We start from the raw sequence: 20452 nt of genomic DNA, 5'->3' as shown, positions 1-20452 counted from the left end.
ATATCACTAAGCATTCATTCTATATGCAGTAAAAATCCCGCATGACGCGGCTCTCAGCGATAAATCCGCTGGTGTAAAAAAATTATTCCGCCTGGGCCTGTTTAAGCTCGGCCTGTGCTTCCGTCAGTTTTTTCTGCTTCTTGGCAACTTTATCCAGGTTGCCGGTTTGCTGGGCTGTTTTCAGCTCTTGCTGACGTTCGGCGACCTTGCTTTGTTTCTCTTCGATTTTTTTCTGGCGATCGGCCTGCAGGCTCGCTTCGGTACAGTTCGCCTGTACTTCGCTCAGCGCCTTTTTCAGCCCGGCTATACGGTTATGATTGCCATGTTGGGTGGCGTAATCAATCTGCTGCTGGATGTTTTGCGCCTTGGTCGCACAACCGCCTTCGGCAGCAAATGACAGGGCCGGCAATGCACATAACGGGAGGATCAGTAAGAGTGAGTGGCGTAATTTCATGCTATCGGTTCCTTGTTAATGGGACGCATTGGCACGCATCCGCTTTTCCTGACTGCTTGCAAAAGCAGTGCGACAGGAGTTTACGCAGCTAGCTTTCAGCATAGCCTTGAATCGCGCAGACCCCAAAGAATCAGCCACAGTTCGATGGCGATCGGTGATTAATTGAACAGGGCGTAAAAACGAAAGGAAAACCCTTCATTCGAAGGGGTATTATCCCAGATTGAGCGGGGCGCGTGCAAATTCACGGACCCAATGGCTTGGAACAGGGGATTCGCTCAGAGCGATGATATAACCCGGCGGTAAAATCGTTTGCAGCGCTTCGCGCGCCAACAGCTGTTGTTCCGGTGAATCCAGACGGATCACCAGACCATCACCTTCGGGGGTAATGCTTTTGATGCGAATACCGCGCTCATCCAGCCGCTGATAGACAAAAAAGCCGTCAGGCAGCGAAAGGCCTTGCTGACTGGCGCGGATGCGCAGCTCGCTTTCGGTGCGCACCATACAGGGAACCAGCAGCGTCGCCAGCGCCAACAGGGCGAGTGCAATCAGCAAAACATACTGCCAGCGCGGGCGCTTTGCCATCACGCCCCTTTCCCCTGATTCTGGCTGTCGGCGCGTTTCTTGCGCCACAGCACGATCAGCGATCCCACCAGCCCAACCACCAGCAGTACCAGCGGCAGCAGCATCAGGCAGAACATCAGTTGGTCTTCATACTTGCGGAACACCGGGGTTTTGCCCAAAGCAAAGCCCAGTGACGTCAGGATCACCACCCACAGCAGACCGCTCATCCAGTTAAAGAATTGGAAACGGGCATTACTCAGGCCGGAGAGACCGGCAATGGTAGGCAACAGGGTGCGGACAAACGCCAGGAAACGACCGACCAGCAGGGCGGAAAGCCCGTGGCGGTGGAACAATTGGTGCGCGCGCTGGTGATAATGCGCCGGCAGATGCGACAGCCAGCCCTGCACCGTTCGCGTATTGCCCAGCCATTTGCCTTGTATGTAACTGACCCAGCACCCCAGGCTGGCGGCAACGGTCAGGATCAGGATGGTGAGCGGGAAATTCATGGTGCCTTTGGCGATCAAAACGCCTACCAGGATCAGCAGGCTGTCGCCGGGTAAAAATGCTGCCGGCAGCAGGCCGTTTTCCAGAAATAAAATCAGAAACAGCAGGACATAAAGCGTCCAGACCAGCGATGGGTTCGCCAGCGTCTCAAAATCCTGCTGCCATAAGGCATGTAACAGTTCTTTAATGATGTCCATCCGGTGTTCCTAAAACGTCATTGTTTGTCTTTATCTCAGCGGCGGATCGGAAGTGGGCTGAAAGCGCGCGGGCGATCCTGGCTGCTGATAACGATGAAACGGTGTTGCTTTTAGTGAGTTCTCGTCGGTGCTACACCGGTCATGAGTGGTAAGTCAGCGTGCCACGATAAAGCATATTACTTTCTTTCCAGCCACCGAGCCTGTTTTGCTGCTGTGGGGTGTGCAGCATCCAGTTGGCCTGAACAAGCTGATTGGGTACAGATAAGTGCTGACGCGGGAATCTGGCATTATGGCCCAGCTCAGAGGCCAACGTATAGACCGGCTGCAATTGGGCGGAGGCCGGCAGTGAGCCGGGGTAAGAATGCACACGCGGCAACAGCAGCGGCAATTTACCGGGCGCTTTGCGCTGCAACTCTGCTGGAGACCGATAAACCTGGTCATAAGGGGACAGCGCCGGGTTATCGAGCGAGGGCAGGCTACTCAGTGCCGTGGGGGTTGCTTTGGAGGGGGCCGCGCATAGCTTTTGGCCGGAGACCGAACCGGTCCAGCAAAAAAGAGCAATAAGCATGGCAAACAACCAGCGCATGTATTCGTGTTCCGCCCCGCAGCAAAGGGTAAAAAAGTGGCCTAACTTTACCAAAATAGCACGATTGGCAACAGGGAAATCTACGTTGCCTCCGGTGAAATACTACACGGCAAACGGCGGTTCAGGCATCGATTCGGCGGATTTTACATTACCTGACATAACCCAACGGTTTTTGACCGCGTGCGCTATTTGTTTTCGGCGGTCATGCCGTCCAGATGCACCACCGGGTTTTCGGCGAACAGATAGCGGTCGGCGTTATATTCGAAATCGTCGCTGGTGGCGTTGAACAGCATTTGCTTGGTGTTTTCCAGGTGCTGCCACATCGCCAGTTTGGCGGCATAAGGGTCTTTACGTATCAATGCCTTGAGGATCTGATCGTGGTCGTCGCACCAACTGGCGATAGATCGCTCGTCGATATGTTCGTGCAGCTTGATCCAATAAGGGTTATTCACCCGTTGGCTCCACATTTTTTCCACGATGGTCGCCATCGCGGTATTTTGCGTAGCCAGCGCCACCTGCACGTGGAATTTCAGATCCCACTGCGAATCACGGAACCGGTCTTCCTTGCGTGCGTGTTCCTGGATCTCCATCAACTGGACGATATCTTGTTTGGTGACCTGGGTGGCGGCGAATTCGGCGATGTTGCTTTCGATCAACTGGCGCGCCTGCAGCAGTTCGAAAGGCCCGGCGGTGGCGAACTCAATGCTGTCGCCCGGCACCACCAGATGCTTTTGCTGGTTGGACATCACGTGGATCCCGGACCCCTTGCGTACGTCAACGTAGCCTTCCACTTCGAGCATGATGATGGCTTCGCGTACCACGGTGCGGCTGACGTTCATCTCTTCAGCAATATAGCGCTCGGCCGGCAGCTTATCGCCCACCGGGTAGCGGCCGCTTTCAATGCGCTGCTTAAGCTCGGCGGCCAGTTGCTGATACAGGCGTCTGGTTTCAGTGAATTCCATAATGAATGCTCTTAGGGTAAGAAGGGGCGTGGCTGTCGGATTTGTTATACCACTTATTCGGCAGGGCTGCCAGTGGCCGCAAGGGACGCCCGGCGCGTGGCCGGGCGGGGGGGGTTAACTGCGCGCCGGGACAGGCTGTGGAGCCTCTTCCGTGGGGGGTAAGGCCGGCCGGTTTTGCAGGACGGTCCAGATAACGATGGCGCCGAGAATATCGAATACCGACAGCGCGGCGAACAGCGGGCTGAAGCCCAGGGTATCTGCTAACGCGCCGACCACCAGAGCAAACAGGGTGCTGGCGGTCCAGGCCGCCATGCCGGTCAGGCCGTTGGCGGTCGCGACCTCGTTACGGCCAAATACGTCTGAAGACAGGGTGATCAGCGCACCGGACAGCGCCTGGTGAGCAAAGCCTCCGACGCACAGCAGCGCGATGGCGGCGTAGGGGCTGGTGAACAGGCCGATCATACCGGGGCCAATCATCAGCACCGCGCCCATCGTGACCACCAGCTTGCGTGAAACGATCAGGTTCACCTTGAAGTGTTTCTGGAAGAACGGCGGCAGATACCCGCCGACGATGCAGCCGAGATCGGCGAACAGCATCGGCATCCAGGCAAACATGGCGATTTCCTTCAGGTTAAAGCCATAGGCTTTGAACATGAATAACGGGATCCAGGCGTTGAAGGTGCCCCAGGCCGGTTCTGCCAGAAAACGCGGCAGCGCGATGCCCCAGAACTGGCGGTTGCGCACGATCTGCCAGGCGGACATTTTCTTGGCGTTGCCGGTCTGGTGTTGCGGTTCCTGGCCCCCGAGGATGTAATCCCGCTCTTCCTGGCTGAGTTTCTTTTGATCTTTCGGGTGCTTGTAGAAGATCAGCCAGCAGATGGCCCAGATAAGGCTCAGCACACCGGTGATAATAAACGCCATTTCCCAGCTGTGGGCGACGATGGCCCAGACGACCAGCGGCGGCGCGATCATCCCGCCGATCGACGAACCCACATTAAAGTACCCTACGGCGATGGAACGCTCTTTGGCCGGGAACCACTCGCTGCTGGCCTTCAGGCCGGCGGGGATCATTGCCGCCTCGGCCATGCCCACGGCGCCGCGCGCCAGCGCCAGCCCGCCCCAACTGTTAGCCAGCGCAGTCCCCATGCAAAACAGCGCCCACAAGACGGCGAACATGGCATAGCCTACCTTGGTGCCCAAGACGTCCAGCACGTATCCCGCCACCGGTTGCATCACGGTGTAGCAGGCGGAATAAGCGGCGACGATGTAAGAATACTGCTGCGTGGTGATATGCAAGGTGCCTTCCAGCGTCGGCGCCGCCACGGCAATGGCGTTGCGGGTCAGGTAACCCAGCACGGTGCCGATGGTCACCAACCCAATCATGTACCAGCGTAACCCTTTAATTTTACGCATCCGAAATATCTCCCAGTCTTGAATATGCGCAGCCGAGGTGGCGGCGTGTAGGGGTGTGATTCCTTTTCGTTGATCTGCATCGGCCCTTCCATCACCGACGCATTCCCAACGCACCAGCGACGGGGTGGCGAGACAATAACTTGTCATACAGATTTAAAAGTTGAGTGATATCACAAAAGCCAAGATTCAATTGGGCAATGCGCTTTGGCCGGTAATTACGTGATTCAGGCCGTCTTTTGCTGCGAAATCACGCATTAATTGCCTTTTTCGAGGGAAAAAGGCCGCAGGCTGGGGTAAGATTTTGCTGGACGCTTCATGTAATTGGTGTGATAACTTTGTCGTATTGAACACTGTGCCGAACGGTCAGCAAGGTGAGGAGCCTGATATGGCGACGTTTTTAAACGAAGATTTTTTGTTGGGCAGCGAATTTGCCCGGCGTTTGTATCACGACTATGCGGCGGATCAGCCGATCTTTGACTACCACTGTCATTTGCCGCCGGAACAGATCGCCGAGAATACCCGCTTCAAAAACTTATATGACATCTGGTTAAAGGGCGATCACTACAAATGGCGGGCGATGCGCACCAACGGCGTGGCCGAACGTCTGTGCACCGGCGATGCCGGCGACCGCGAGAAATTCGACGCCTGGGCCGCCACAGTGCCACATACCATCGGCAACCCGCTGTATCACTGGACTCATCTCGAACTGCGCCGCCCGTTCGGCATCACCGGCACGCTGCTTTCCCCGGCGACGGCGGACGATATCTGGCATCGCGGTAACGCGCTGTTGGCGCAGGACGATTTCAGAGCGCGTGGCATCATGCAGCAGATGAAGGTGAAAATGGTCGGCACCACCGACGATCCGATCGACGATCTGCGCCACCATAAAGCGATTGCCGCCGACGACAGTTTCGATATCAAGGTGCTGCCAAGCTGGCGACCGGATAAGGCGTTCAATATCGATGCGCCGGGCTTTAACGATTATCTGAAAAAGCTGGAGGCGGCAGCGGATATCAGTATCAGCCGCTTCACCTCGCTGTGCGACGCGTTGAAAAAACGCATGGACCACTTCGCCGCTCACGGCTGCAAAGTGGCCGACCATGCGCTGGATGTGGTGGTGTATGGCGAAGCTAACGAAGCCGAACTGGACGCCATTCTGGCCCAGCGCCTGAGCGGCAAGCTGCCTGGGCCGGAGCAAAGCGCCCAGTTCAAAAGCGCAGTGCTGCTGTTCCTGGCCGCTGAATATCAACGTCGTGAATGGGTGCAGCAGTATCACATCGGCGCATTGCGCAATAACAACAGCCGGATGCTGGCAAGCGTTGGCCCGGATATCGGCTTCGACTCCATTAACGACCGGCCGCTGGCGGAGCCGCTTTCCCGCTTGCTGGATGCTCAATCCCGGCAGGGAGGATTACCGAAAACCATCCTGTATTGCCTCAACCCGCGCGATAACGAAGTGATCGGCACCATGGTGGGTAATTTCCAGGGTGAGGGCACGCCAGGCAAAATGCAGTTTGGTTCAGGCTGGTGGTTCAACGATCAGAAAGACGGCATGCAACGCCAGATGACACAGTTGGCACAGCTTGGCCTGCTGAGCCGTTTTGTCGGCATGCTGACCGACAGCCGCAGCTTCTTGTCGTATACCCGCCATGAATATTTCCGGCGCATTCTCTGCCAGATGATAGGTCGCTGGGTGGAGGAGGGGGAAGCGCCGGCGGATATCGCGCTGCTCGGCGAGATGGTGAAAAACATCTGCTTCGACAATGCCAAAAATTATTTCGCCATTGAACTGGCGTAGCCGCTGCCCGAGGTTGGTTTATGCAAAGCATCGTAAAAATTCATTCGCAGGATAATGTGGCGGTGGCGCTGCGCGATCTGGCCGACGGCGAAACGCTGGCGCTGGAAGCGCTGACTATTCGGCTTTCGCAGCCGGTGGCGCGTGGACACAAGTTTGCGCTGCAGCCGATCGCAGCCGGCGAGGCGATCATCAAGTACGGGCTGCCGATCGGCCATGCGCTGGTCGCCATAGCGCCGGGCGTGCACATCCACTCGCAAAATGCCAAAACCAACCTGAGCGATCTGGACAGCTATCAGTACCAGCCGGAATTTCCCGCGCTGCCGCCGCAGGCTGCCGATCGTGAAGTACAGCTCTATCGCCGCAGCAGCGGCGAGGTGGGGATCCGCAACGAACTGTGGATCGTGCCGACCGTCGGTTGCGTCAACGGCATTGCCCGGCAGATCCAGCAGCGTTTTCTGAAGGAAACTCAGGATGCGCAGGGGATCGATGGCGTACATCTGTTCAGCCATCCGTTCGGCTGTTCGCAATTGGGGCAGGATCATGAAAACACCCGTACCATGCTGCAAAATATGGTGCGCCATCCGAATGCCGGCGCGGTGCTGGTGATTGGCCTGGGGTGCGAGAACAATCAGGTAGATGTTTTCCGCAGCACGCTCGGGCCGACGGATGAGCAGCGGGTGCGCTTTATGGTGTGCCAGCAGCAGGACGATGAGGTGGAAGCCGGGCTGGAGCAACTGCATGAGTTGTACCGGGCCATGCGCGACGATCGTCGCCAACCGGGCAAATTGAGCGAATTGAAGTTCGGCCTGGAGTGCGGCGGATCGGACGGGCTGTCCGGCATCACCGCCAACCCGTTGCTGGGGCGGTTTTCCGATTATGTGATCGCCAACGGCGGCACCACGGTGCTGACCGAGGTGCCGGAGATGTTTGGCGCAGAACGGATCCTGATGAGCCGCTGCCGCGATCGGGCGACCTTCGAGAAAACCGTCAGCATGGTCAACGATTTCAAACAGTATTTTATCGCCCATAACCAGCCGATTTATGAAAACCCTTCGCCGGGCAACAAGGCGGGCGGCATTACCACTTTGGAAGAAAAATCCCTTGGTTGCACGCAGAAAGCCGGGCAGAGCCGGGTAGTGGACGTGCTCAAATACGGCGAACGGCTGCGGCAGCCAGGGTTAAACCTGCTCAGCGCACCCGGCAATGACGCGGTGGCGACCAGCGCGCTGGCCGGCGCCGGCTGCCATATGGTGTTGTTCAGTACCGGGCGTGGCACGCCCTACGGTGGCTTTGTTCCCACGGTAAAACTGGCGACCAACAGCGAACTTGCGGCGAAAAAACCGCACTGGATCGATTTCGACGCCGGGCAATTGATCCACGGCACGCCGATGGATCGCCTGCTGGAACAGTTTGTCGATCTGATCGTGGCGATCGCCGATGGCAAAGCGGCGCGCAACGAAGCGAACGATTTCCGCGAGTTGGCGATTTTTAAAAGCGGGGTGACATTGTAAAGCACCGGCAGCGGGAGTAGCATAAAACAGCGTTTCACTTTTAACGCCATTGTCTCCCGCTTCAGGATCCCCTAATGACGTTTTATTGGTTTGCCCAGGCCGTGGGCGTGCTGGCTTTTCTGGTAGGCATCACCAGTTTTTTCAATCGCGACGACCAGCGTTTCAAGCTGCAACTGTCAGGATACAGCCTGATTATCGGCATCCACTTCTTCCTGATGGGGGCGAGCGCCGCCGGCAGCAGCGCGTTGCTCAGCGCCTGCCGCAATCTGGTTTCAATGCGCACTCGCAGTCTGTGGGTGATGTGGCTGTTTATCAGTTTGACGCTGACTATCGGCCTGACGCACTTCCAACATCCCATCGAACTGTTGCCGATCTTCGGTACTTCAATCAGCACCTGGGCACTGTTTCGCACCCGCGGGCTGACGACCCGTTGCGTGATGTGGTGTTCCACCGCCTGCTGGGTCACGCATAACATCTGGCTCGGGTCGATAGGCGGTTCGCTGATAGAAGGCAGCTTCCTGCTGATGAACGGCTTCAACATTATCCGTTTCCGTCGCCTGCAACTGCGCGGCATTGATCCTTTTGCGGTAGAAAAAAAGGCGCCCATTGGGCGCCTTGCTGACGATCGTTAACCGCTTAACGCACGTTCAACGGGTCTTCATCCGCCAGACGTTGATCTTCCGCCTGGCAGGCCGCGGCGGTGAACAGCACGTCGGTGGATGAGTTCAGTGCGGTCTCTGCGGAGTCCTGCAGCACGCCGATGATAAAGCCCACCGCCACGACCTGCATGGCGATATCGTTCGGGATGCCGAACATGTTGCACGCCAGTGGGATCAGCAACAACGAACCGCCGGCCACGCCGGAAGCGCCGCAGGCACAGATCGCCGCCACGACGCTCAGCAGCAGCGCGGTCGGGACGTCAACCGGAATGCCCAGAGTGTGCACCGCCGCCAGCGTCAGCACGGTAATGGTGATCGCCGCGCCGGCCATATTGATGGTTGCGCCCAACGGGATAGAAACCGAGTAGGTGTCTTCGTTCAGATTCAGCTTTTTGCACAACTCCATATTCACCGGAATGTTGGCGGCCGAGCTGCGGGTGAAGAACGCGGTCACGCCGCTTTCGCGCAGGCAGGCGAACACCAGAGGATAAGGGTTGCGGCGGATTTTCCAGTAAACGATCAGCGGGTTCAGCACCAGCGCGACCAGCAGCATACAGCCGATCAACACCATCAGCAGTTGCGCGTAGCCCCACAGCGCACCGAAGCCGGTTTCCGCCAGCGTCGAAGCCACCAGACCGAAGATGCCGAGCGGCGCACAGCGGATCACCGCGCGCACCACCAAAGTTACTGCATGCGACATATCGTTAATCAGCGATTTGGTGGTTTCCGAAGCGTGGCGCAGCGCCAGCCCCAGGCCAATCGCCCAGGCCAGGATGCCGATATAGTTGGCGTTAATCAGCGCGTGGAATGGGTTGGCGACCACGCTCATCAACAGGCTTTTCAGCACTTCAACAATGCCGCCCGGCGGGTTGATGTCCGCGTTGCCGGCAACCAGCGCCAGATTGGACGGGAACATAAAGCTGACCACCACCGCCACCAGCGCCGCAGCGAAAGTCCCCAGCAGATAGAGGAACAGGATCGGGCGAATATTGGTTTTCTGCCCGTGCTTGTGGTTGGCGATCGAGGCCATGACCAGTACCAGAACCAACAGCGGCGCCACGGCTTTTAACGCGCCGACGAACAGCGCGCCAAGCAGCCCGACGGCGGAGGCCGTCCCCGGTGAAACCAACGCCACGATAATACCGGCCACCAGGCCGACCATAATTTGCTTAACCAGGCTGCCCTGTGTGATCCGTTTTAACAGTTTTTGCATAGTGCTTTTCTTCCCGGTGAGGTTGCGCACAGACTGACTGCCTCGACAGGAACGCTGCCGGGCAATTTTTATTTCTATCTGTAACTAAGTATGTTTGCCAAATCAGTATTCAGTAAACAAAGGGGGTTGGAAAGGGGAGGAAGTGAAATTCTGAGGGCGGATCAACTCTTGATAACATACTGGTTACATTTGTGTGATCGCAATAACGTTTGGCGTTTTGGACGAATTGCCAAACAATCGCGGGGCGGCTAGCGCCCCGGATAACAGATTATGGCGCTTTATTCGCCAGGCGATCGTTGCGGCGGTTAACCCAGGCATTGATCAGCAGCGTTAATGTCAGAATACCGGCTACCACGCCGAGCGAAACGCCGATCGGGATATGGAAGAAGTCGATAATCAGCATCTTGACGCCGATAAACATCAGGATGATCGACAGACCGTATTTCAGCATCGAGAAGCGCTCCGCCACGTTGGCCAGCAGGAAATACATGGCGCGCAGGCCCATGATGGCAAACAGGTTAGAGGTCAGGACGATAAACGGATCGGTAGTAACGGCAAAGATGGCCGGAATGCTGTCGACCGCGAAAATCACGTCGCTCAGTTCCACCAGGATCAATACCAGCACCAGCGGCGTAGCGAACAACAGCCCGTTGCGGCGCACGAAGAAACGTTCGCCTTCGAGGTTGTCGGTCATGCGCAGATGGCTGCGCAGCCACCTTACCAGCGGTTTGTCGCCAATCGCCGAATCGTCTTCTTTCGCCAGCGCCATCTTGATGCCGGTGAACAGCAGGAAGGCACCGAACAGATACAGCAGCCACTGGAACTGGGTCACCAGCCAGCTACCGGCGAAGATCATGATGGTACGTAGCACGATCGCGCCCAATACGCCGAAAATCAGCACGCGTCGTTGCAGGTTAGCCGGAACGGCGAAATAGCTGAACAGCATCAGCCAAACGAAGACGTTATCGACCGCCAGCGCTTTTTCGATCAGGTAACCGGTGAGGAAGGCGAGCGCCTGCGTATCGGCGACGGCGCGCCCGGCGGTTTGGTTCAGGTAGTACCAGAAACCCAGGTTGAACAGCAGGGAAAGGCTGACCCACACCAGCGACCAACTGGCGGCCTGCTTCAGCGTCATGGTGTGCGCGCCTTTGCGGCCTTGCAGCAATAAGTCGATTGCGAGCATCACAACTATGATGGCGGCGAAACTGCCCCATAACCAAGGTGTGCCAACGGTATTCATCATCAGAGATATCCTTCAAAAACAAAAACGGCCAACGTCGGAAGACGCCAGCCGCTCTGTGAACGCTGCAAGCAAACCTCGCCTTCCGGCAAGGTCTCACTTACAACGTTGATGAAGGTGCACCTGCCGTGCCCATCACATCATGTTGCCCGGTAACCGGATGCTTGCGCATCGTAATGACGATTAACCGGCAATGAAGTTACTCCCCTTTGCACCGCAGAAAGTAATGCAAAATGTGTCAGCGGTCAACGTTTATCACGCTAGCCGGCCAGGGCCTTTTGCGCGCCGAGGCTGACGACGAAACCTTGCAGCAATAACCGACTGAAGGGCGTATCGCTAACCTGCTGTTGCTTAAGCCGATACTGCGCCTGCTGCTCGGGGTACAGTTCGCCGAGCCAGCTCAGGTATTGATGCATCACCGCGCCGTTAAATTCCGGATGGAACTGGGTGGTCAGTACGTGATCGCCATAACTGAGGATCTGGCAGGCGTCCTGCTGTGAACGCGCCAGCACCTTCGCGCCCACAGGCGGCGTCAGTACGCTCTGCGAGTGGATCAGATTGGCCTTGAAATGCGGCGGCAGCATCGCCAGACGCCGATCGTTGGCGGCGGCAGGCAGCAGTTCAATATCCAGCGTACCGACCTCCATGCCCTGCGGGTGGTAGCCCACTTCACCGCCGAGCGCGTAGGCCAGCAGTTGGTGACCGTAGCAGGCGCCGAAAATCGGCAGCTTTATCTGCATCGCCTGACGCAGCCACTCGGCGGCCTGCTCGCTCCACGGCAATTGTTCGGTGACCATCGCCGCCGACCCGGTAATCACCACGCCGGCGTAGTTTTGCGGAGCCGGCAGCTGTTCACCTGAGGGAAGGTGCACGATCTGCACGCGATCGGCGTCAATGTTGCCCTGCTGCAGGAACATTTCGTCGAAGTTGGCCTTTTCCCTGCGGATAATCTCCGGCGCATCGCCGGTTTGCATCAACAATAGCGGTTTCATGTCATTCTCCGTCGGCAGGGAATACTACGCCGGTCTGGCGGCGGATTTCGGTCAGCAACTGGGCGACGATCAGCGAGTTTTCCAACCCTGGATGTTCCACCTGCCGTTTTTCAACCAGGTCGGCGAACGCTTGCGCCTCATACAGCATGGTATTGATATGCTGCGGTTGGGTCAGATCCTGACGATTGCCACCGCGCGGCGTCAGCGCCACTCCCTGACACTCCGAAATTTTATCAATGACCAGCGTCCCTTCTTCACCCTGGATCTCGCTCGGGATATCCGAATTGCTGACCTTGGAATGAGAAATGGTTACGTCAAAATCCCCGTAGTTGAGGCAGGCGGTGCCGTGCGCATCAACGCCGGTGTCCAGCAGCGCGGCGCTGGCGATCACGGATTTTGGTGCGCCAAACAGCGCCACGGCACTGGCCAGGCAATAGTAACCAATGTCCATGATAGAGCCATTGGAGAACTGCGGGTTAAAGGTGTTTGGGTTCTCGCCGGCCAGATAGCGCGGATAGCGCGAAGAGTATTGGCAATAGTTGATAAAGGCTTTGCGCAGCCGGCCGATTTTCGGCAGAGCCTGCTTCAGGGCCAGGAAGTTCGGCAGGTGGGCGCTTTTGAAGGCTTCGAACAGCACCACCTGGTTTTCCCGCGCGCAGGCGACCAGTCGTTCCGCTTCGTGCAGGGTGGAGGCCAGCGGCTTTTCGCAGATCACGTGCTTTTTATGGCTAAGGAACAGCAGCGATTGCTGGCAATGCAGGGAATTGGGGCTGGCGATGTACACCGCATCGATGGCGTCGGATTGGGCCAGCGCCTCCAGGGAATCGAAAAACAGACTGACGTGATAGTTGGCGCCAAACGCCTGCGCCTGCTCGAGCTTGCGCGAATAGATGGCGGTCAGCTTCAGCTTGCCGCTTTCATGTGCGGCGTCGATAAAGCGTTCCGTAATCCAGTTGGTGCCAACGACGGCAAAGCGAATCATAGATATCTCCGGTTCCCAAGCCCTATACCCTATGAATTTCAAGTGCTGCATAGGGTAGAAAGAATCAGATTATCACGGCAATTACCGAAGGCGAATCCCGCTATGCATACAGATCGCCAAATACGGAGAGGTGGGTCAGGTACAGCCGGGTGTCGAATTCCAACTGATGGTAATTCGGCTCCATATGGCAGCAAAGGCTGTAGAAGGCCTTGTTGTGATCCTTCTCTTTCAGGTGCGCCAGTTCATGCACCACGATCATGCGCAGAAACGGCTCCGGCGCCAGCTTGAACACCGTCGCCACGCGGATTTCCGCCTTGGCCTTCAGCTTGCCCCCCTGCACGCGTGAAATGGCGGTGTGCATGCCAAGCGCGTGTTTCATCACCTGGATTTTACCGTCGTAGGCCACTTTGCTCAGCGGCTGGGCGTTGCGCAGATACTGGTTTTTCAGATCGACGGTATACTGATAAAGCGACTTGTCGGTGGTGCAATCATGCACCTGCGGATAGCGCTGCAACAGCACATCCCCCAGCCTCTGCTGGTCGATCAACTGCTGCACCTGGCTTTGCAGATGTTCAGGGTAACCCTGCAGGTAAGTCAGTTCGGACATCATCTTCCCGTATTGGCGGCAATTCAGCGGGCTATTCTATGACGTTTTTTCGCGCAAAGCCCGCAAAGGGCAATTTATCCGAAAAAACATTTTACTGATGGACGTTTTTAGGGGATAAACAGCCCAAATTTTATCAGTCAGGAGGGGCAATGAGCCAACTCGATCTGGGAACACAGCAACTTGAGCTGGAGCGTTATCCCCAACAGGAAGAATCCACCCAATTGCAGGCGTGGGAAGCGGCAGACGAATATCTGCTGCAACAGCTTGAAAATGTAGACATTGGCGGTCGCCCGGTGCTGATTTTCAACGACAACTTCGGCACGCTGGCCTGTGCGCTGCACGGCCATCGGCCTTACAGCATTAGCGATTCCTACATGAGCCAGCTGGCTACGCGCCATAACCTGAAGCTCAACGAACTGGATCCGGAGCAGGTTACGCTGCTGGACAGCCTCGCCGAACTGCCTGCATCACCGGCAGTGGTGTTGATCCGCATTCCCAAGGCGCTGGCGCTGCTGGAACAGCAACTGCGTTCGCTGCGCAACGTGGTGGCACCGGACACGGTGATCATCGCCGGAGCCAAGGCGCGCGACGTGCACACTTCAACCATGCAGTTGTTTGAAAAGGTACTGGGGCCGACGCGTACCAGCCTGGCGTGGAAGAAAGCGCGCCTGATCCACTGCGAAGTGGCGGACATCGTGCCACCGGCGGCGCCGGAAACCACCAACTGGACGCTGGATGGCACCGATTGGCTGATCCACAACCATGCCAACGTGTTCTCACGCGGCAGCCTGGATATTGGCGCTCGTCTGTTCCTGGAAAATCTGCCGCACGATCTGGACGGTCACATTGTCGATCTCGGTTGCGGTAACGGCGTTATTGGCCTGGCCGCGCTGGTGCAGAACCCGCAGGCGCAGATGAGCTTTGTCGATGAGTCCTATATGGCGGTGGCGTCCAGCGAGTTGAACGTGGAGCACAACCTGCCGCAGGAACTGGATCGCTGTCAGTTTGAAGTGAATAACTCGTTGGCGGGGATTGAGCGTGAAAGCGTGCAGGCGGTGCTGTGCAATCCGCCATTCCACCAGCAACATGCGATCACCGATCATACTGCCTGGCAGATGTTCTGCGACGCCAAGCGTTGCCTGCAGGTGGGCGGCGAGCTGCGCATCGTCGGCAACCGTCATCTGGATTACCACCAGAAGCTGAAGCGTCTGTTTGGTAACTGCACCCTTGTGGCATCCAACAAGAAATTTGTGATCCTGAAAGCGGTGAAATCCGGCGCACGTTATTGAGTCACCGGGGGCGCAATGCATGCGCCCCTTAATGGTTATTTATTACAGCGCCATCGCCAGCCGCGTGCCCTGATCGATTGCGCGGCGGGCATCCAGCTCGGCGGCTACGTCCGCACCGCCAATCAAATGCACGGTTTTTCCCATCGCCAGCAGCGGCTGCTGCAGTTCGCGGCGTGGCTCCTGCCCGGCGCAGATAATCACCGTATCCACCGGCAGACAGCTTTCCTGCTCTGCGCGCGAGATGTGCAATCCTTCCTCATCAATACGTTGATAGTTCACGCTGTTGAGCATCTTGACGCCGCGCATCAATAGGCTGGCGCGGTGGATCCAACCTGTGGTTTTCCCCAGCCCTTCACCCACCTTGCTGGTTTTGCGCTGCAGCAGATAGATTTGCCGCGGCCCGCGTTCCGCCACCGGCCCTTGCGCCGCCAACCCGCCGCGTTGGCTGAGCTGGCCATCGATACCCCATTCACGGTTAAATTCTGCCTGATCCAGGCTGCTCGACACGCCGTGCTGACTGAGGTACTCGGCGGTGTCGAAGCCGATGCCGCCGGCGCCGATAATCGCCACCCGTTGGCCGACCGGCTTTTTGTCGCGCAATACGTCCAGGTAGGTCAGCACCTTGGCGTTATCAATCCCTGGAATTGCCGGCGTGCGCGGCACAATGCCGCAAGCGAGGATCACTTCGTCGAATTCCGCCAGATCGGCGGCTTCTACCTGCGTACCCAGTTTTACCGTCACCTCAAGCAGTGCCAGCTGGCGACGGAAATAGCGCAGGGTTTCGTGGAATTCTTCTTTACCGGGGATCTGCTTGGCGATATTGAACTGCCCGCCAATCTGATCGGCGGCATCGAACAGCGTCACCCGGTGGCCGCGGCTGGCGGCGGTGGTGGCAAACGCCAATCCGGCCGGCCCGGCGCCGATCACCGCCAACTTTTTCGGCTTTTCGGCCATGGTCAGCGGCATTTCGGTTTCGCGGCAGGCACGCGGGTTCACCAGGCAGGAGGTGAGCTTGCCTTCAAAAATCTGATCGAGACAGGCCTGATTGCAGCCAATGCAGGTGTTTATCTCGTCGGCGCGCCCTTCGGCGGCCTTTTGCACAAAAGCGGCATCGGCCAGGAACGGGCGGGCCATCGACACCATGTCGGCGCAGCCGTCCGCCAACACCTGTTCTGCAACCGCCGGGTCATTGATGCGGTTGGTGGTGATCAGCGGAATGCGCACTTTGCCCATCAGCTTGCGGGTCACCCAACTGAAACCGGCGCGCGGCACCATGGTGGCGATAGTCGGGATCCGCGCCTCATGCCAGCCGATGCCGGTGTTGATCAGGGTCGCACCCGCCTGTTCGATCGCCAGAGCCAGCTGTTCGATCTCCTGCCAGCTGGAGCCGTCTTCCACCAGATCGAGCATCGACAGGCGGTAAATCAAAATGAACTCGCGGCCAACCGCCTGACGCACCGCCCGGACGATCTCCACGGCAAAACGCATGCGGTTGCTGAAGCTGCCTCCCCATGAGTCATCGCGCTGGTTGGTGCGCGACACCAGGAATTGGTTGATCAAATAGCCTTCGGAACCCATCACCTCTACGCCGTCGTAGCCGGCCTGCTGCGCCAGCAGCGCACAGTGGGCAAAGTCGGCGATGGTCTGTTCGATCTCCGCCTCGCTCAGCGCGGTCGGGGCGAAAGGGTTGATCGGCGCCTGCAGCGCGGACGGCGCCACCGGCTGCGGTTGATAGCTGTAGCGGCCGGCATGCAGGATCTGCAACGCAATTTTGCCCCCGGCCTGGTGGACGGCGTCGGTGACGATCCGGTGATGATCGACCTGATCCCGGCGGCTGAGAGTGGAACCGCCGCGATACACCACACCTTTTTCATTGGGGGCGATGCCGCCGGTCACGATCAGCGCCACGCCGGCCGCTGCGCGTTCGGCATAGAAAGCGGCCATGCGTTCCGGGCCATCGGGAAGTTCTTCCAGGCCGGTGTGCATCGATCCCATCAGCACCCGGTTTTTCAGGGTGGTGAAGCCGAGATCCAGCGGTGCCAGCAGGTGCGGGTAATTGCTCATTGCAGTCTCCATCGCGTCTTTCATCGTTATTATTATGTGCGACCCAAGTGGTCGGATGAGATAAATCTAGCCGTTGTCAGTGCCGTTGGGAATCTGCGTTGCGCTGAATGTGATAGATGTCATGAATCTTTGTGGTTGTTTGCATAGTAGACAAGTTATCGGGTAACCTTTGTCTGCGGCATGTCTATGCCTTCTTTGCGGAGCCATCACCGAAAATGAACAAACACGCCTGTTGATATCTTGTCCCATGCTGAGCACGCCAGTGCCGGATGGGGATATTTTGATTTCATTCAGGAGTGCTTATGGCTCATTTTGCGCAATCCCCTTATTTTGTTTTACACCAACTGACCTGCCAGTTTGCTGACGGCGAAACGCTGTTCGGCCCGCTGGAGCTTACTTTCGATCAACAACACTGTGGCCTGGTTGGGCGTAACGGCGTCGGCAAAACCCGTCTGCTGCGCTTGATCGCCGGCCTGGATCAACCGGGGAGCGGACATGTGGAAACGCATGCTTCTCTGGCCTATGTGGCTCAACAGCCGGAGATCGCAGCGCAGATCACGCTGGCGCAATTGCTGGGCTATGGCGAGGTGTTTGCCGCGTTGGCCCGCATTGAGCAGGGGCGTCCGTTGGCGGACGATATCGATCGTCTGGAAGGGCAGTGGGATCTGATCGATCGTCTGCACGCTGCCTTCGCTGCCGCCGGATTGCCTGAGTTCGATCCGCTGCGGCCGGCCGGGTCCCTGAGCGGCGGGGAGCGAATGCGCGCGACGCTGTGTGGCGCGATGCTGGGCGGTGCGGATTGCTTGCTGCTGGATGAACCGACCAACCACCTTGATGCCGATGGGCGCGACTGGCTGTACCGGCAGTTGGCGCAGTGGCGCGGCGGGCTGCTGGTTGCCAGCCACGATCGGCAACTGCTGGCGCGTATGGCGCGCATCGTCGAGCTGACGCCCGACGGGCTGCACAGCTATGGCGGCAACTACGATGACTATCGCCGGCAGCGCGATTTGGAGCGACAGGCGGCGCGAGCTGGCTGGGAACATGCGCGGCGGGAACGCAAACGCACTCGCGCCCGGCAGCAGAAAGAACACGACATCAGCCAGCGGCGTTCAGCCCAAACGCTAAGAACCGTCGACACGCTGAATATCGCCTCTTTCGAACGCGTGGCCTACAAGGCGGCGGCCAAAGAGAGCCTCGGCACGCTGCGCAAACAGCATCAGGACCAAAAAGGCAGCCTCGATGCCGCCGTGCGCGAGGCGTACCAGCGGGTGGAAGAAGACAGCCCGGTGATGTTGACCCTGCCAGGCAGCACGGTGATGGCGGGCAAGCAGGTGCTGGTGCTCGAGCGACTGCAACTGCCTTTTGTCAGTGCGCCTCCGCTGGATATGCGTATCTACGGGCCCATGCGCGTAGCGCTGACCGGCCCGAACGGCTGCGGAAAATCCACGTTGCTGAAGGTGATCCTCGGCCAGTTGGCTGCGGTGTCCGGTCAGGTTCACTGCCCGCTGCCAATGGCTTACCTCGATCAAACCCTGTCGCAGTTCGATTCGCGGCTATCGGTGATGGCGCTGCTGGGGTTGCAGGATTCTCCGCTGGCGGAGGGGGCATTGCGCACCCAACTGGCGCAGTTGCAACTCGGTGCGGAACGGATCACGTTGCCGTTGGCGGCGCTGAGCGGCGGAGAAAGGCTGAAGGCAGCGCTGGCCTGTGCGCTGTGGCGTAAGGAGCCGGCGCAATTGCTGTTGCTGGACGAGCCGACCAACCATTTGGATCTGGCTTCGTCACTGGCCATTGAGGCCGCGCTGGCGGAATTTCCCGGTGCTATGCTGGTGGTCTCGCACGATGAAGCCTTCCTGCGGGCGCTGAAACTGACTCATCGCCTGCATTGGCAGGACGGGGGCTGGCAGTTCAGGGCGCTGTAATGCATTGCAGCAGCAGGGTAAAGGCGGCGGCCATCTGTTCTTCCGGCACGCAGGCAAAGCCCATCAGCAAGCCGCGGCGGTGGTTGGGCAGCATGTAGTAACGCGACAGCGGCCGCACCAGCACGCCGCGTGCGCTGGCGGCGGCGGCGATCGCCACGTCGTCGGCTTCGTCCGGCAGGTTCAGGATCAGGTGCAGCCCGGCGTTGTTGTTGAATTCGCTCAACGCCTGCTTGCCCAGATGCTGCTCAATCAACGCGGTCAGAAACGCCCGCCGCCGGGCATACAGCAGCCGCATGCGGCGAATATGCGCGGTGTAGTGGCCTTCCTGAATAAACTGCGCCAGCGCGGTCTGGATCAGCAGGTGACCGCCGCGATAGAGTTCGGCGTGCGCGGTTTTCAGCGCCGTCATCAAGGGTTTTGGCAGCACCACGTAACCCAGCCGCAGCGCCGGGTACAGCGTCTTGCTGAAGGTGCCGATATAAATCACCGGCGCATCGGCTTCCAGCCCTTGCAGCGCCGGGATGGGCTGCCCGGAAAAGCGGAACTCGCTGTCGTAGTCATCTTCGACAATCCAACTGCCGCCGTTGCGCGCCAATGCCAGCAACCGCTGCCGCCGCGCCAGACTCATCACCGATCCCAGCGGATACTGGTGCGAGGGGGTGACGAAAATCAGCCGTGGCGCGCCGGTTGGCTGCTCCGGCGGCACCATGCCGGCCTCATCGACCCCCAGCGGGCAGATATTCACGTCGTTCATCCGCAGAATATTGCGGATCCCCCAATAGCCCGGTTCTTCAATCCACGCGTCGTCGCCCGGATTGCACAGCATGCGCGTCACCAGATCTATCGCCTGATGAATGCCTTCGGTAATCAAAATTTGCTCCGGCGAGCAGCGCACCGAGCGCGCCACGCGCAGATAGTCCACCAATGCATGCTGCAACTCCGGGCTGCCGCCCTGATTACTGTAGGTCAGCCGCTGTGGGACGGGGCGGCGGCTGATGCGCGCCTGGATCTTGCTGAACAACTGGTGAGGAAAGGCGTTGACGTCGGGTACGCCGGGGATAAACGCCCCCCACTGTTTGGGGCTGGCGCTGGCGTGATGAAGCAGGGTGGAACCCCGCGCCGACAGCTCAATGCGCCGCTGTTCCCCGTCACTGCCTGCGGGGGCGCTGACGGTAGATAAACAGCTGTCCGGCACGGTTTCGGCGACGAATGTGCCACTGCCTGCGCGTGCCAAAACATAACCTTCCGCCAGAAGTTGTTCATAAACGGTTAATACGGTGTTGCGGGACAGCCTGAGTTCCTGCGCCAAATCGCGCGAGGCGGGCAGGCGGCTGGAGGGCGGCAAACTACCGTCCAAAATGCTGGTGCGGATCGCGTTATACAGCCGCTTGTGCAGCTTATCATCGGGCTGTTCGCCGAGGCGCTGCAATAACAGGTCACCACTCAGTGAGCGCAATTGGATCCCTCAATTAATCGTAACTGGCACTCGATTATAGGG

At 58.4% G+C, this 20452-nt stretch carries 18 protein-coding genes; 5 read left to right on the top strand and 13 right to left on the bottom strand.

Annotation, left to right across the window (positions count from 1 at the left end; genetic code table 11):
* Positions 1–82: 82 nt before the first annotated feature.
* The 6 genes from ACTJJ1_RS17975 to ACTJJ1_RS17950 form a co-directional block, all read right to left on the bottom strand.
* On the bottom strand, positions 83–454 hold the full coding sequence (locus ACTJJ1_RS17975) for a DUF1090 domain-containing protein (RefSeq protein WP_006328229.1): 372 nt from the start codon (positions 452–454) through the stop codon (positions 83–85).
* Positions 455–664: 210 nt separating this feature from the next.
* Complete coding sequence (gene mzrA, locus ACTJJ1_RS17970) at positions 665–1036, bottom strand: EnvZ/OmpR regulon moderator MzrA (protein ID WP_004948428.1); 372 nt, start codon at positions 1034–1036, stop codon at positions 665–667.
* Positions 1036–1716: a DedA family protein gene (locus ACTJJ1_RS17965; protein WP_004948426.1), complete on the bottom strand. Its 681-nt coding sequence runs from the start codon at positions 1714–1716 to the stop codon at positions 1036–1038. Before ACTJJ1_RS17965 ends, mzrA begins: the two co-directional genes overlap by 1 nt.
* A gap of 139 nt (positions 1717–1855) precedes the next feature.
* Entirely contained in the window at positions 1856–2302 is a 447-nt protein-coding gene (locus ACTJJ1_RS17960) for a hypothetical protein (RefSeq protein ID WP_004948424.1), read from the bottom strand.
* A gap of 185 nt (positions 2303–2487) precedes the next feature.
* Positions 2488–3264, bottom strand: coding sequence for a transcriptional regulator ExuR (gene exuR / locus ACTJJ1_RS17955; protein ID WP_004948422.1), 777 nt, complete (start codon positions 3262–3264; stop codon positions 2488–2490).
* Positions 3265–3378: 114 nt separating this feature from the next.
* Positions 3379–4677, bottom strand: a complete 1299-nt coding sequence (locus ACTJJ1_RS17950; RefSeq protein ID WP_004948421.1) for an MFS transporter — start codon at positions 4675–4677, stop codon at positions 3379–3381.
* A 385-nt stretch (positions 4678–5062) separates the two neighbouring features.
* On the opposite strand from ACTJJ1_RS17950, the gene uxaC reads away from it, so the two are divergent.
* The 3 genes from uxaC to ACTJJ1_RS17935 all read left to right on the top strand — a co-directional run bounded on the left by uxaC (position 5063) and on the right by ACTJJ1_RS17935 (position 8618).
* The gene (gene uxaC, locus ACTJJ1_RS17945; protein WP_004948418.1) at positions 5063–6475 is read left to right on the top strand and encodes a glucuronate isomerase; all 1413 of its coding nucleotides are present in this window, start codon (positions 5063–5065) and stop codon (positions 6473–6475) included.
* A 20-nt stretch (positions 6476–6495) separates the two neighbouring features.
* Complete coding sequence (locus ACTJJ1_RS17940; protein ID WP_122288891.1) at positions 6496–7986, top strand: UxaA family hydrolase; 1491 nt, start codon at positions 6496–6498, stop codon at positions 7984–7986.
* A gap of 74 nt (positions 7987–8060) precedes the next feature.
* The gene (locus tag ACTJJ1_RS17935) at positions 8061–8618 is read left to right on the top strand and encodes a YgjV family protein (RefSeq protein ID WP_006320511.1); all 558 of its coding nucleotides are present in this window, start codon (positions 8061–8063) and stop codon (positions 8616–8618) included.
* A gap of 4 nt (positions 8619–8622) precedes the next feature.
* Here ACTJJ1_RS17935 and sstT read toward each other — a convergent pair whose 3' ends face one another.
* The 5 genes from sstT to ACTJJ1_RS17910 all read right to left on the bottom strand — a co-directional run bounded on the left by sstT (position 8623) and on the right by ACTJJ1_RS17910 (position 13679).
* Complete coding sequence (gene sstT, locus ACTJJ1_RS17930) at positions 8623–9858, bottom strand: serine/threonine transporter SstT (RefSeq protein ID WP_004948401.1); 1236 nt, start codon at positions 9856–9858, stop codon at positions 8623–8625.
* Between the two features lie 268 nt (positions 9859–10126).
* Positions 10127–11101: a TerC family protein gene (locus ACTJJ1_RS17925; RefSeq protein ID WP_006320513.1), complete on the bottom strand. Its 975-nt coding sequence runs from the start codon at positions 11099–11101 to the stop codon at positions 10127–10129.
* Positions 11102–11358: 257 nt separating this feature from the next.
* The gene (locus ACTJJ1_RS17920) at positions 11359–12090 is read right to left on the bottom strand and encodes a glutamine amidotransferase (RefSeq protein ID WP_004948394.1); all 732 of its coding nucleotides are present in this window, start codon (positions 12088–12090) and stop codon (positions 11359–11361) included.
* A 1-nt stretch (position 12091) separates the two neighbouring features.
* A complete protein-coding gene (locus ACTJJ1_RS17915; protein WP_440834724.1) occupies positions 12092–13072 on the bottom strand; it encodes a Gfo/Idh/MocA family protein in 981 nt (326 codons plus the stop codon).
* Between the two features lie 100 nt (positions 13073–13172).
* Positions 13173–13679, bottom strand: coding sequence for a M48 metallopeptidase family protein (locus ACTJJ1_RS17910; RefSeq protein ID WP_004948389.1), 507 nt, complete (start codon positions 13677–13679; stop codon positions 13173–13175).
* Between the two features lie 149 nt (positions 13680–13828).
* Between ACTJJ1_RS17910 and rlmG the strand changes: the two genes are divergently transcribed.
* On the top strand, positions 13829–14968 hold the full coding sequence (gene rlmG, locus ACTJJ1_RS17905; protein WP_006328224.1) for a 23S rRNA (guanine(1835)-N(2))-methyltransferase RlmG: 1140 nt from the start codon (positions 13829–13831) through the stop codon (positions 14966–14968).
* A gap of 42 nt (positions 14969–15010) precedes the next feature.
* Here the strand turns inward: rlmG and ACTJJ1_RS17900 are convergent, their stop codons facing one another.
* The gene (locus ACTJJ1_RS17900) at positions 15011–17032 is read right to left on the bottom strand and encodes an oxidoreductase (RefSeq protein ID WP_202290731.1); all 2022 of its coding nucleotides are present in this window, start codon (positions 17030–17032) and stop codon (positions 15011–15013) included.
* A gap of 302 nt (positions 17033–17334) precedes the next feature.
* Between ACTJJ1_RS17900 and ACTJJ1_RS17895 the strand changes: the two genes are divergently transcribed.
* Positions 17335–18954, top strand: coding sequence for an ABC-F family ATP-binding cassette domain-containing protein (locus ACTJJ1_RS17895; RefSeq protein WP_440834721.1), 1620 nt, complete (start codon positions 17335–17337; stop codon positions 18952–18954).
* Here ACTJJ1_RS17895 and pdxR read toward each other — a convergent pair.
* Positions 18941–20410 (bottom strand): MocR-like pyridoxine biosynthesis transcription factor PdxR, encoded by a 1470-nt coding sequence (gene pdxR, locus ACTJJ1_RS17890; RefSeq protein ID WP_004948378.1) that lies wholly within the window; start codon positions 20408–20410, stop codon positions 18941–18943. The two genes, ACTJJ1_RS17895 and pdxR, sit on opposite strands and share 14 nt — an antisense overlap.
* Positions 20411–20452: the final 42 nt, after the last annotated feature.

The sequence above is a fragment of the Serratia sp. 22264 genome (genome assembly GCF_052045345.1).
Classification (GTDB): domain Bacteria; phylum Pseudomonadota; class Gammaproteobacteria; order Enterobacterales; family Enterobacteriaceae; genus Serratia; species Serratia plymuthica.
This window is presented reverse-complemented; position numbering and strand designations above follow the sequence as displayed.